Below are 12,473 nucleotides of genomic sequence, written 5' to 3' on the forward strand. Positions count from 1 at the left end.
AAGGAGTTGCCGATGGCCGAGCCAAGCAAAAAGATGAGCCTGATGGGCCTGACCACCTTGGTGGCGATCAACATGATGGGCTCGGGCATCATCATGCTGCCCGCCAGCATGGCGCAGTTGGGCGCGATCTCGCTGTTGTCGTGGCTGATCACCGCCGTGGGCTCGATGGCGATCGCGTACTGCTTTGCCCAGTGCGGCCTCTTCTGCACCCGCACCGGCGGCATGTCGGCCTACACCGAAGAGGCCCACGGCAAGTCGGGGTTCTTCCTCTGTTCGTTCCTGTATTTCCTGTCGCTGATCATCGCCAATGTGGCGATTGCGATTTCGGCGGTGGGCTATCTGTCGTCCTTCATCCCGTGGCTGGGCAGCGGGCCGATCCCGTTGTTTATCGGCACCCTCGCGCTGATCTGGCTGACCACCGTGGCCAACTTCGGAGGCCCGCGCCTCACCGGCCGTATCGGTGTGATCACCGTGTGGGGCGTGATCATTCCCGTGGCGGGCTTGAGCGTGTTCGGCTGGTTCTATTTCAAGGCCGAGGTGTTCAGCGACGCCTGGAACCCCAACCAGTTGCAACTGTGGGATGCGATTGGCGCGAGTATCCCGCTGACCCTCTGGGCGTTCCTCGGCATGGAGTCCGCTGCCCAGGGCTATGACGCGGTGGAAGATCCCAAGCGCACCGTGCCGCTGGCCTGCCTGCTCGGCACCCTCGGCGCGGCGCTGGTGTATGTGCTGTCGACCACGGTGATCCAGGGCATCGTGCCCAATGCTGAACTCGCAGAGTCTTCTGCGCCGTTTGCCCTGGTGTATGCGCAGATTTTCACGCCGCTGGTGGGCGACATCATCATGGCGCTGGCGGTGGTGGCGTGCATTGGTTCGCTGCTGGGCTGGCAGTTCACCCTGGCGCAAACGGCCAAGATGTCGGCGGACCAGCGTATGTTTCCGCGGTTCTTCAGCCGGGTGAGCCGCGCCCAGGCCCCCGTGTGGGGGCTGATTGCCTGTGCGGCGTTGCAGAGCCTGATTGCCTTGTCGACCATCTCGCCCACCGCCAGCGCCCAGTTCGGCAAGCTGGTGAACCTGGCGGTGGTGACCAATTTGATTCCTTACGTCACTGCGCTGAGCGGGTTGCTGGTGATAATGCACAAGGCACGGGTGGCGGCGGTGGTGTATGCGCGCAATACCACGGTGTTGCTGATTGCCGTGGGGTATTCGCTGTATGCGATTTATGCGTGTGGTGAGGAGGCGGTGTTTGGTGCGACGCTGGTGTTGGCGTTTGGGTATCTGCTGTATGGGTTTTTGGCGCGGCGGTTTATCACGGCCGGTGGTGGGTGAATATCCGTTAATTGGGTGATGGCTTAGATTGGTTCCGCTCTTACAGCGGGTCACTTTTGAAAAGAGCCCAAAAGTAACCAAAAGGCTCTTGCCCCACCACTCGGCACCTCGCTTGGGCTCGGTGTGCCCGCACTCCGGCATTACTACGCGGGCCGCCGCGACGGGGCGTCCCTGCCCCGTCGCGGCTAAACCGGCGTCCTGCCGGTTTACCCGCTCCGTACTGCCTACGTTCGGCCAGCGTGGTTTAACGGGGCGCCTGAGATCAAGATCAAAAGCAGATCAAGAGCACAGCGGCCTACAGGCCGGCTTGAGTGTGGTGAAGCAACAGCAAAATCAGAAGCTAAAGCGGGCACGGTCCAAATGTGGGAGCGGGCTTGCTCGCGAAGGTCGTTAACGATGACGCGGGCATCCTGATTCAACGCGGCGGTCTCAGGTTTTTCGCGAGCAAGCTCGCTCCTACAGAAAAGCAGCCCTGCTTTCGCTCTGGATCTTGCCTCTGCTTCACCACACTCAAGCCGGCCTGTAGGCCGCTGTGCTCTTGCTTTTGATCTGCTTGTGATCTTGATCTTAGGCGCCCCGTTAACCACGATGGCCGCAAGCAGGCACGGTGGAGCGGGTAAATCGGCAGGGAAGCCGATTTAGCCGCGCCGGGCCATGGATGGCCCGTCGCGGCGGCCCGCGGAATCGGGCCGGAGTGCGGGCATGCCGAGCCCAGGCGAGGCACCGAGTGGTGGAGCAAAGACCTTTTGGTTACTTTTGGCTGGGCCGGCATTCCGGGCGTTTGCCAAAAGTGACCCGCTGTAAGAGCGGAACCCTAAGCGGCCGTTACCGCAGCAACGGATATGTACCCCATCAATCAATCAAACCACTCCCCCCGCTCAAGAAACGTATTCCGAATCATCTCCACCACCCACCCCACCTCCTGCGGATGCCGCACCTCAGCACTCACCCCCATCCAAACCTGCCGCTGCATCCCCTCCAAAAACACCCCATCCAACGCCGTCAACCCACGATCAAAACAACTCATATACCGCGGCAACAACCCAATACACGCACTGCAGCGAATCATCTCCAGCATCAACGGATACGCCTGCACCTGCACCACCCCCGCCAACCGCTGCTCCACCAGACTGTTCCACGGCCGCAACGCCTCCACCTGCCGGTCCGGCTGCCACTGCACCAACATATAATCCGCTAGGTCCTCGATACTGTCGGGCCGCACCGCCAACCGCGAATACCGCTTGGCAATATGCGGCGAATAATCCAGCCGCGCCAACACCTCAGGCGCCCCAATGGCAAAGCTCGGCCCAGCCCCCGGCGACTCCATCCCCGACAACCACACCACCACATCCGCATCCAGCGCCTGCAACCCCAACTCGCTGTCGATGGAAATAATCTCCAGCCGCACACTCGCATTGCGCCGCAGCAGCGCAATCAAGTCGCGCCCCAAAATGTCATGCAGGATCGACTCCGCAACCGCCAGCCGAATCAACGGTTGCTCCAGCACCGGCACCCGTCGTTCATGGGCCAGGGCAATCAGTTGGGCCTGCAACTGCTGCCCATCACGACTCAGGGCCAGAACATTACCCTGATAGCTGAACAACGAACGCCGCAGTTGCTCTTCCAACTGCGCCAGGCGCTTGCGCAATTGCGTGGCCTTGATATTCAGGCTGCGGGCCGCCTGCATGAAACACCCACAGCGGGCGCTGATCAGGAAATACTGCGCCACCTCGGGTTCGATAGTGGCCGCCAGGGCCAGCCAGGCCTCGCGGGACTCAGTCAGCCCGCGATAGGGCGTGGTGCCGTGGGGTACAGCCGGGTCAAGAAATACCATGGGAGACTCCCTGTCTTGTGGGTACTGTGCATCCAATGCGGTGAGACGTTTTTTACTCGAGCACCTTGTTCAGCTCGGCACCGTCGATGCTCAAGGTGGCGGTATTCAGCATGCCTTCCAGGTAGGCCTTGGCGATTTGCTCCTGGCGTTGCGCACGCAGGGCTTCGGTCAGGCGGCCCCGCAGTTCATCCAGTGTGGCGGTGCGCGCCGGTTGTTGCCCGGTGAGCTTGAGCACGTGAAAACCCGCGGCACTTTGCACCGGCTCCGACACCGCGCCCGTCTTGAGCCGCGCCACTACACTGCGCATTTCAGGCACCAGTTGTTGCAATGGCTGCATCCCGGAATCGCCACCGCGCCGGGCGCTGTCGGGGTCCTGGGAATATTGGCTGGCCAGGGCGGTAAACTCGCCCGGCGAAGCCTGCGCCTTGCGGCTCAACTCCTGGGCTTGGCGCCGCACCGTGTCGACGGTTTGCGGGTCGGTCACGGCCAGGAAAATCTGGCTGACCTGGTACAACGGCGGCGTCACCCATTGCGCCTTGCCGCTGTCATAGGCTTGCTGCAATTCGGCGGCACTGGGGTAATCGGCCGGCACTTGGCTGACCGATAACATGTAGTCGCGAAACACGATTTGCTCGGTGGCGGCGCGGGTTTGCTGTTCCACTTCCGGGCGCTGGCGCCAGCCCTGGGCATCGGCCTGTTCAAGCACGGCCTTTTGCGCCAGGCGTGAACGCAGCCAGGTTTCCAGGGCGCCCCGGTTGCCACGCAGTTGCTCGCGGGTTTCCACCGGCAAGGCGGCCAGCACCGACTTGAGTTCAAGCAGGTCGATCTGCTGATTGCCCAGGCGCGCCACCGCCGGCCCGTCCTTCACGGCCACCGGCGCTGGCTGCTGGGCTGCGACCGGGTCACTGCCCGGTCGCAGGCTCAACCCCACCGCGACTGCCAGCACCACCAGGGCGCCGGCGCCGACCACCAGGGTTGGTTTCTTCACAGGGCAGGCGCCTCTTCACGGGCATCGACGGCAGGCGCGGCGTCGGCCTGGGCCTGAAGCTGAGCGGCCTGCTGGCTGTATTCGCGCAGGTAGACGATGAATTCCTGCAGCAGGCGGTCCCACAATTCCAGCTGGTTGCGCAGGTACGGGGCGCCCACGCCGGCGGCCACCACGTCCATCTCCATCAGCAGGAACTCACCCTGCAACGACAAGCGGGCAAAACGCCGGGAAGCATTCCACACCTGGGCCAAACCCTCGGGCAACTCGCCCTGCACCCGCAACGCGCAGCTGTAGGTGAAATCCACGTAGCTGCCCTGCTCTGCCGCCGGGTTGCCGAAACGCACGGCAAAGCCGATGCCCTGGCTGGCGCTGAGCAATTGCACGATGCCGTTCTGCTCGGTCTGGTTGACCCGGTAGCCGGCTTCCTGCAGCAGCTCGGTCAGGGATGGCGGGGTCACGCTGGTGATCAGTTGTACGTCGCTCATAGTGGTCTCTTCCTTGTTGATCAATGATTAGTGACGGTCTGTGGAGCATCGAACCGATTAAGGTATAGACCATCACCAAAACCCTGGGCGAGTTCCTCGAACTTGACCCGGGTGCTGCTGGCGAACGGTTGGCGGATGCTCATCACGTCGGCCACGTCGATTTTTTCGTAGGCCGTCAGCAATTGCTGGGCCACCCCGTACATCTGTTGATTCTTGACTGAACATTGCTGCACTTGTGTGTCACGTTCCGTGAGTTGCGCCTGCAAACGCGCCCGCTCGGTTTCTTTGCCCCGGGCGATCACCAGCAAGTCTTCATAGGCTTTCTTGAACTTGCCCACCTGCTCGTTGCTGGCGGTCACCTGGGCCTGGGCCTGGCTGTGCAGGTTCTGTTGCTGGCCGACCAATTGCTCAGCCACGCCCCGGGTCTTTTCCAGCTCGGCGGTCAGTTGCTTGATCTGCGCCTGAGCCTGCTTGGCCTGGGTTTCGGCGGCGATACGCGCGGCACTGGCCTGGGCCTGCTCGCTTTGCAGCGCCTGCAACTGCTGGGTGGTGCTGCGCAGTTGGGTGCGCAGGCGCTCCTCCATGCCTTCAGCCGAAGCGCCGGTGGTGACGAGCAGCAAAAGCAGGACGCAAATTCGCGTGTTCATGAGCTTTCTCCGGCGCATCAGAAGCGCGTGTTGAGTTCCAGTTGCATGACATCCACTTCAAACGGCGCGCCATACACTTCGGAGGCACTAAGCCAACGGGCACTGGCGTAGATGTTCTTGTCGAGGCCGTAGTTGGCGCCAATGAAATAGCCCTTGGCATTGGTGCCGCCAAGGTGGAACGAGGAGTCGTTAAAGCCGTCCGGCAAGGCATCCGGCTGGATGTATTTGTAGCCAGCCAACACGTTCCAGTCGCCCTTGCGGCGCATCTCCAGCGCACTGCCGAGGGTGAACTGCACCAGCAACGCATTGCCGCCGCTTTCGAACTGGCCGTCGCTGTTGATGTTGTTGACGATCTGGCCTTCGCTGCGTTTGAGCATCTCGCCCTTGTCGTAGGCCAGGTTGTGGATGAAGTTGGTCTGGCTGCGCAGCTTGAGGTCTTCCGGCAGCTCGCTGTCCCACGCCAGGTTGAGGTCGAGCACGTTGAACTTGGATGCCAGGCCGACGAATTGCGGTTGCGGAGTCAGGCCAGGCGTCGCCGGATTGGGGGCGATGTCTCGCAGCAGGAACAGGCTGTTGCCCTTCTGCATGAAGGCCAGGCGCGTGCCGTCGGTGTCGCACGCCGGCTGGCCGGCCCACGGCGAGCAAGGGCTGGAGCGTTCGCCCTGGATGTCACCGAAGTGGTAGTAGGCCATCGAGCCTTTCAGGCTGTTGCTGCGGTTGATCTTCCAGTCGGCGCCGATCTGCCCGCCGAACATCCATTTGTTTTCACTCTCGTCCTTGTCGAACCCGTTGGTGGTGGCCGTATCGGGGCTGTACTCCACCGGGAACGCGCCGAGGGTGCCGAACAGGCCCCAGTCGCTGTTGAGTTTGTGGTTGAAGATCGCCGCCACGCCGTCGAAGTTGAGGTCGCCGGAATACATCATGTCGGTGGAGTAGAACGGGTTGGCAAAGCGCCCGGCGGTCAGGGTCATGTAGTCGGTGGTTTTCCAGGTGAGGTAACCCTGGTCGAGCCAGATGTCTTTCTTGCCAAAGCCGCCGCCCAGGGTTTGGGTGGTGGACACCGGGTTATTGTCGTTGCCGGTACCGAGGCGAATGCCGGCGGTCCATTCCGGCGAGATCACGGCCTTCATGCCCAGGCGGGCGCGCAGGCGGAACAGGTTTTCGCGGTCTTCGCGGGTGTTGAGCAACGGCGGCAGTTGGGTGTTGGTGTTCTTGTTGACGTCGTAGGGCCCGTTTTGATTGAGCTTGGCGTAGTCGACGATTTCGTTGCTGTTGTTACCCGAGAAGTAGCGCGACTCATCCCGCAGGCGGATGTCGCCGTCGAAACTGATACGCGAGACCCAGTCCGGAAAGGTGTTGGGCTGGGCCCAGTTTTCCTGCTTGGCGGTGGCCATGACCTCGGCCTTGACCTGGTCGCGAATCTGGTCGCGCACCGCTGCCGGCACGTACTGCACCCGCACATCGCCGGGGGCCGCCGCAGGGCCTGCCGCTACCGCCGTGGCGGTACTGCCCTGGCGTGCCTGCTGTGCTTCTTTTTCAGCCTGGGCGATCAACCCTTCGGCCTGTTCCTGCTTGAGCACACCTTGCTGCACCAGCAGGCGGATCAGGTTGATCGTGGCGTTTTCCGAAGGCGCGGCCGTGGCTGCCGTCGCCTGGCCGACCAGGGTCGCAATGACCATGCCGACCGCCAGGGTCAATCGATTCACGTGGGAAATCATCTGCACACAACTCCTGTAGAAAACTGCAAAAAAGGGTTCGATCAATCCGGGCGCCGGCCCTTGAGGGACAGGCGTACCGGCAGGGTCAATGACGCGGGTGCGCGTTCCTTCAGGCGCGGTGTGGCGCGCAACGCGGCCAGCACCTGGTCGTCGGTCTCGGCGTCGCCGCTGGACTTGGCCAGCTCCACGCGGGTCACCTCGCCGTCGGCGCTCAGCCACAGATCGGCCTGCACCGTGTAGGCCTTCTTGCGCAACTCCGGGTCTTCCCGCAGCAGGCGCTGGAACACCCCGGCCAGGTACTGCTTGAACGTCCCGGTACCCAGGCCGCCACCGCCAGAACCGGCCATGCCGCCGCCCTTGCCGGCACCGATGTTGAAACCGTCATTGCCGGACTGCGCGTCGCCGTCGATCTGCATCGGGTTGGCCAGGTCGTCCGCCGGTGAAGGCGGCGCTTCTTCCTCGGGCTTGACCTCGTCGGGGGTTGGGGTGGGCTCCGGCTCGGGGACTTTCTCCTGCACCTCGGGCTCCGGCTCCTTGGGTTTTTCCGGCGGCGGTGGTGGCGGTGGCGGCAACGGAATAATCGTCGGCACCTTGGGCGCTTCACGGCGCACGCCACTCATGTCATTGGCCCACTGCCAGAGAAACCAGGCAGCCACGGCCGCCAGCAGCAGGCCAACGCCCCACTTCAGCGGGCGCAACGGCGGCTTGTTCTTGAGCGGCGTCGGCGTGATCGGCATCTGTGCGGTCATGGCTCAGCCCTGGCTCGGTTTGCCGGTGACCAGCCCGACCTGGGACAGCTCCAGGCGACGCAACAAGTCGAGCACTTCGATGACCTTCTGGTACTGCACCATGGCGTCGCCGCGCACGATTACCGGGAAGTCCGGGTTCAGCGCTTTCTCGATGCGCAGGCGTTCCTCCAGCTCCGGCAAGGTCACCGGGTAAGCGTCGAGAAACACCTGGCCACCATCGTTCACCGAGATGGCCTTGGTCTTGGCCTCGGACAACGACACCGAAGCGCTGGCCTTGGGCAGGTGGATCTGGATCCCCGAGACCTGGGCGGTGGCGGTGAGGATAAACATCACCAACACCACCATCAGCACGTCCACCAGGGGCGTGATGTTGATGCTGTCGACGGGTGCGTCATCGTCATCGTCGTGGGAGGCATTCACGGAAGCCATGCTGATTCTCCTCAGGCCGGGACGTGGGCGTGGTGGTCGCGACGGTGCGCCGCTTCGCTGTGCTGGCTCTCGCCATGCATCTCCGCCAGGCGGGTGATGAACTCGTCGACGAACACGCGCATGTCGGCGCTGACTTCCTTGTTGCGGGTAATCAGGCGGTTGTAGCCAAACAGTGCCGGGATCGCGACAAACAGGCCCATGGCCGTGGCCAGCAAGGCCGCCGCCATGCCCGGGGCGATGGCGTTGATGTTCACGTCACCGGCCATCGCCGTGCCGAGGAACACCACCATGATCCCCAGCACCGTGCCGAGCAGGCCGATATACGGGCCACCGGCAATCGCGTTGGACAGGGTCGACAGCTTGGCGCCGAGTTGCTGGTTTTCCCGGGTGCGCACGCCGTCCATGGAGCAGCGGATGGCTTCGATGGTGGCTGCCGAGACCGACGAGGTGTCGGCGCCCTGGGCGCGGCGGGTACGGATTTCCTTGACCGCCACCCGGTACAGGCGCCACAGCGAGGAATGGGTCAGGCGCTCAGCCAGCAACGCGTCGTCGTAGTACATCTCCAGGCGCGTACCGATCTGCGCGAATTGCTCACGGAAGATATCGTTGGCGGCACTCACGCGGCTGACCTGGCGGTTCTTGCGAATCATGATGAACCACGACTGAAACATCATCCCCACCAGCACCAGGATGATCACCCAGGCGTCCACCGGCACGGCCTTGAGCAGGAAGCCCAGGCTGCCGAAACCGAAGCCCGACTGTTCTTCATCCACGCCGTACGCCACCAGTTTCGACTCGGCGCCCTGGGCTGTGGCATCGGCCAGTAACAGAGCTGCCGGGCGCGCCACCTTGGACAGGCGCAGCTCGTCCATGGCGCCGGTAAACGGCAGGTGACCGCTGGCCGCCTCCGGCAAATCGGCGCCGATCGCCAGTTGCGAATTGAACGCCGGCATTGCCACTGCAAGGGTCGCGGTCTCGCGGCCATTGACGTACAGCGAGACCTTGTCGCCCTCGGCGGTGAATGCCAGGTGCTGCCATTGGCCCGGGTTCAGCGGCTGGGTCGAGACGGCGCGCTGGCCGTCGATTTCAATAAACGGCATGCCCTGGTTCAAGCCCAGCAACAGGCTATGGGTGCCCTCGCGACGGGCCATGACCAGTTGCTCGCCGCCGGCCTGGTCCAGGCGCAGCCAGGCGCTGAAGGTAAACGCACCGCCCGCTGCGTGTTGCAGCGACGGGCTCGCCGGCAGCAGCAACGGCTGGCCACTGAACTGCAGCGCGCGGCCGATCACCCCGTCGATGCTCGCACCGGTGGCGTTCACGGCGGTGTTGCCGTAGGCCGTGGTGTCCCGGGGCGGCGTGCCGTTGGCGCCGTCGAAGTGGTAGAGCGCGGTGTAATTCGGGTCGAAGGTCAGTTGGCCGTTGGCGGTGGCCGGAGCCTTCTGGTTGCCGTAGTACATCCACAGGTCCTGGCGCTGGCCGCCTTCGACCTTGGGTACATCCACCCAGATCAGCGCCATGCCCATCAGCGGGTCGAAACTTTCGATCTGGTGGTTGAACACGGTCTTGTCATCGGCGCTGACAAAGCGCAGGTCGGCGCCGTCGTCCTTGACCCCGTCAAAGGTGAAATTGCCGGTGTGCAGGCGCACCAGCAACGCGGTGCGGCCCAAGGCCTGGCTGATGGCCGCGCCCTGGGAGGTGGTGTCCACCGTGATCTGTTTACGGTAGTGCCAATCGTCCTGCCACCAGGCATGGGCGGTGGCCGGGAGCGCGAAGCCCAGGCAGATCAACAGGCTCAGAAATAGGCGTTGCATGTCAGCAGTCTCCGAAAAAAAGGGTCAGAAAGTCGCCTGCACACTGAAGTGCAGTCGCGAGTCCTGTTTCTGTGTGTTTGGGCCGTCGAGCAGCGGGTAGCCCCAATCCAGGCTGCCGGACAACCACTTGCTCAAACTGGCGCGGGTGCCCAGGCCGACACTGGCCAGGCTGTATTCGTCTTCCTGCTCGGGCAGCGGGTCATGCAGGCGCAGGCGTGCGCCTTCGGCAAACGCGTAGAAGCGCCACTCCTGCACGTAACTGCCGAGGAACTTGGCCAGGGACGGCGTACGCAGCTCCTGGGACAGCAGGTAACCTTCATCACCGGTGCGCTCGGCGGCGAGATAACCGCGTACCGACGTGGCGCCGCCGGCGGAATATTGCTCGTTGGATACCAGCGGCCCCGAAGCCAACTGGAAACCGGCCTTGGACGCCGACTGCCAGTCATTGCCGAAGGTGTAGGTGTAATTCAGGTCGCCCTTGAGCACCGCAAAGCTCGGGCTGGCCTGGTCGCGTTTGTACTGGAACTCTTCGGCGTCGCTGCCGTAGCCGAAAAACGCACGGGTGCCCACCACCAGGCTCAAGCCCAGCCCCAACTGCGACTGCTCGGTGTAGCGGTAGCCGTTGTAGCCGAAGGTCAGCGGGGCGTACTTGAGCGGGATATCGTCCGTGCTGCCGCCGAACTTCATCTGTTCCTTGAAGTCCTTGAAGTCCACACCGGCCGAGAACGAGTTGGCCCAGTTGCCGCTGGCCGGCAGGCTGTAGATCGCCGATACACCGTAGGAATGGCCCTTGCCCAACACGTTGCTGCCGCCGATGGTGGCGATGTTGCTGTCGGACTGATAACCGGAAAATTGCAGGCTCCAGCGATCACTCAACGGCGCGGTGTAGGAGCCAGACCAGACCTTGGCGTTATCGCTGTCCTGGGGCGCGGTGAAGTAGGTCATGGAAATGCTGTGGCCCAGTTGCCAGAGGTTGTCGTAACCAAGGGTGGCAACGCTGCGCAGTTCCTTGGTGTCGGCGCTGTAGTCGTTGTTCAGGCCGAGGCTGGCGTGCCAGGGGTTCTGGTCTTCCACCTGCAGGTCAACGTCCATGGTGCCCGGGCGCTGGCCTTCGCGTACCAACGGCGTGACCTGGCGCCCGACACCACGATTGAGGCCGGCGAGTTGGGTTTGCACGCTGGCGAAATCCGGGACTGCGCCCTCCTTCAGGCCCGGCACTTCCTCGCGGATTTCCACCGGTGAATAGTGCTTGGCGACTACCACGCGGACGCGGCCGACCTTGGTTTCGCTGACTTGCAGGTAGACGATACCGTCATCGACCTTCTGCTCCGGCAGCTCGACGAACACTGACTGGTAGCCGCGTTCCTGATAGATCTTCTGCAAGGCATCCCGGGCGCCTTCGATGTCGGCGAGGGTCTTTTGCGGGCCGAGGAACGGGTACACCGCCTCTTCGATGGCGCGGGCATCGAGCACGGTATTGCCGCGCACGAAGTACTCGTTGACGTCCACCAGCCGCGCCGGAGTTTCGGGCTGTGCGCCCTGCTCTTCGGCCTGCACGGGTTGCGCCAGTGCGCCCAGCGTCAGCCAGCACAGCGCCAGCGTTGATTTGAACAGATGCTCCACACCGCCCCCTGGTTTACTCAAGATGAATGCCGTCGCCGTTTGCCCGGCGTTTGGCCTGTTCAATTGCTGGATATCGAGGTGTTGCCGTGCCGGGCGAGCCAGGTGTGCAGCAGGGCGAAGTTCAGGGAGAACTCCGGCATGTGCAGCAAGGCGCCACAGAACACTTCACCGATGATTTTCTGGATCAACTGCACCGCCTGCGGGTTATTCAGGAACGTGGCGATGTCGCGTTGCAGGAGGTTGATGCCCCAGACTTTCTGGTTCAGGTCAAGGCCGACGAACCAGCGGAACAGCAGGTTGTAGTTGAGTTGTTCGTGCAGTTGCTGTTCGTTGGGGACTGAGTACAGGAGTTGCAGCAGCAGGATCTGCAATACGGTCTGGGGGGCGATCTGGGTGCCGGGTTCGGCCTGAAGCAGGTCGCGGTGGTGGTCGAGGATTTCGTCGATCTGCGGGCGCAGCAGGACCAGTGAATGGCCGGCGGGGATATAGCTGGAGACTTCCTTGAGGGCGCCTTGCCAGTCGTCCTGGGAGACGATCCATACCCACGGTGCGCCATAGCGGTAGACCGAGACCGGTTTTTTGCGTGCGGCTTCGACGATCTTTGACAGGCGCTGGTCGAGCTCCTGCATGCCGACTTTCGAGTAACGTTCCATAGTTCCCATTCGCCCCACTCCTGGCATCCTGCTTGCGGCTCTGAAATCGCCTGTTTGGCGGTGTTGAGCGCGTTACATAGCCAAGACTGGGGGCACCGGGGGCTACCGAACTTTTGTCATAAAAGCTTCTTTTTTGGGCGGGGGGGGGGGTTGGGGGTATATCCGTTGGTTTTGTTACGGCTACTATTGGTTCCGCTCTTACAGCGG

General features: G+C 62.9%; 10 protein-coding genes and 2 pseudogenes. 2 read left to right on the plus strand and 10 right to left on the minus strand.

The genetic code is table 11. The features are described 5' to 3' along the window. Positions 1-12 precede the first annotated feature (12 nt). Positions 13-1,329 carry a putrescine-ornithine antiporter gene (gene potE, locus HBJ59_RS14345; RefSeq protein WP_167663920.1) on the plus strand — a complete coding sequence of 439 codons (1,317 nt, stop codon included), beginning with the start codon at positions 13-15 and terminating at the stop codon, positions 1,327-1,329. Between the two features lie 856 nt (positions 1,330-2,185). Here the strand turns inward: potE and HBJ59_RS14350 are convergent. Then, entirely contained in the window at positions 2,186-3,163 is a 978-nt protein-coding gene (locus tag HBJ59_RS14350; protein ID WP_167663921.1) for a LysR family transcriptional regulator, read from the minus strand. Here HBJ59_RS14350 and HBJ59_RS32040 point away from each other — a divergent pair. After that, positions 3,162-3,413, plus strand: a pseudogene (locus HBJ59_RS32040) (hypothetical protein); the annotation flags it as partial. The gene HBJ59_RS14350 and the pseudogene HBJ59_RS32040 sit on opposite strands and share 2 nt — an antisense overlap. Here the strand turns inward: HBJ59_RS32040 and HBJ59_RS32045 are convergent. The 9 genes and pseudogenes from HBJ59_RS32045 to HBJ59_RS14395 form a co-directional block, all read right to left on the minus strand. Further along, positions 3,354-3,773: pseudogene (locus HBJ59_RS32045) on the minus strand (peptidylprolyl isomerase); the annotation flags it as partial. The pseudogenes HBJ59_RS32040 and HBJ59_RS32045 sit on opposite strands and share 60 nt — an antisense overlap. 374 nt (positions 3,774-4,147) lie before the next feature. Beyond that, positions 4,148-4,636 carry a YbjN domain-containing protein gene (locus HBJ59_RS14360; RefSeq protein ID WP_076016347.1) on the minus strand — a complete coding sequence of 163 codons (489 nt, stop codon included), beginning with the start codon at positions 4,634-4,636 and terminating at the stop codon, positions 4,148-4,150. A gap of 20 nt (positions 4,637-4,656) precedes the next feature. Beyond that, the gene (locus HBJ59_RS14365) at positions 4,657-5,283 is read right to left on the minus strand and encodes a coiled-coil domain-containing protein 22 (RefSeq protein WP_167663923.1); all 627 of its coding nucleotides are present in this window, start codon (positions 5,281-5,283) and stop codon (positions 4,657-4,659) included. Positions 5,284-5,300: 17 nt separating this feature from the next. Then, on the minus strand, positions 5,301-7,001 hold the full coding sequence (locus tag HBJ59_RS14370) for a putative porin (protein WP_076016349.1): 1,701 nt from the start codon (positions 6,999-7,001) through the stop codon (positions 5,301-5,303). Positions 7,002-7,042: 41 nt separating this feature from the next. Further along, a complete protein-coding gene (locus tag HBJ59_RS14375) occupies positions 7,043-7,750 on the minus strand; it encodes an energy transducer TonB (protein WP_167663924.1) in 708 nt (235 codons plus the stop codon). 3 nt (positions 7,751-7,753) lie between these two features. After that, positions 7,754-8,179: a biopolymer transporter ExbD gene (locus HBJ59_RS14380; RefSeq protein ID WP_003211540.1), complete on the minus strand. Its 426-nt coding sequence runs from the start codon at positions 8,177-8,179 to the stop codon at positions 7,754-7,756. Between the two features lie 11 nt (positions 8,180-8,190). Continuing rightward, positions 8,191-9,990 carry a DUF2341 domain-containing protein gene (locus HBJ59_RS14385; protein WP_167663925.1) on the minus strand — a complete coding sequence of 600 codons (1,800 nt, stop codon included), beginning with the start codon at positions 9,988-9,990 and terminating at the stop codon, positions 8,191-8,193. 24 nt (positions 9,991-10,014) lie between these two features. Further along, positions 10,015-11,559, minus strand: a complete 1,545-nt coding sequence (locus tag HBJ59_RS14390; protein WP_372241477.1) for a ShlB/FhaC/HecB family hemolysin secretion/activation protein — start codon at positions 11,557-11,559, stop codon at positions 10,015-10,017. Between the two features lie 113 nt (positions 11,560-11,672). After that, positions 11,673-12,266, minus strand: a complete 594-nt coding sequence (locus HBJ59_RS14395) for a transposase (protein ID WP_167663962.1) — start codon at positions 12,264-12,266, stop codon at positions 11,673-11,675. Positions 12,267-12,473 lie beyond the last annotated feature (207 nt).

Origin of the sequence: Pseudomonas sp. AN3A02 (assembly GCF_011765255.1) — a bacterium.
GTDB lineage: Bacteria > Pseudomonadota > Gammaproteobacteria > Pseudomonadales > Pseudomonadaceae > Aquipseudomonas.

Coding starts and splice junctions, on each gene's coding strand:
- HBJ59_RS14385 (WP_167663925.1), bottom strand. CDS start 9,990: ATGCAACGCCTATTTCTGAGCCTGTTGATCTGCCTGGGCTTCGCGCTC.
- HBJ59_RS14370 (WP_076016349.1), bottom strand. CDS start 7,001: ATGATTTCCCACGTGAATCGATTGACCCTGGCGGTCGGCATGGTCATT.
- HBJ59_RS14365 (WP_167663923.1), bottom strand. CDS start 5,283: ATGAACACGCGAATTTGCGTCCTGCTTTTGCTGCTCGTCACCACCGGC.
- potE (WP_167663920.1), top strand. CDS start 13: ATGGCCGAGCCAAGCAAAAAGATGAGCCTGATGGGCCTGACCACCTTG.
- HBJ59_RS14395 (WP_167663962.1), bottom strand. CDS start 12,266: ATGGAACGTTACTCGAAAGTCGGCATGCAGGAGCTCGACCAGCGCCTG.
- HBJ59_RS14375 (WP_167663924.1), bottom strand. CDS start 7,750: ATGACCGCACAGATGCCGATCACGCCGACGCCGCTCAAGAACAAGCCG.
- HBJ59_RS14380 (WP_003211540.1), bottom strand. CDS start 8,179: ATGGCTTCCGTGAATGCCTCCCACGACGATGACGATGACGCACCCGTC.
- HBJ59_RS14350 (WP_167663921.1), bottom strand. CDS start 3,163: ATGGTATTTCTTGACCCGGCTGTACCCCACGGCACCACGCCCTATCGC.
- HBJ59_RS14360 (WP_076016347.1), bottom strand. CDS start 4,636: ATGAGCGACGTACAACTGATCACCAGCGTGACCCCGCCATCCCTGACC.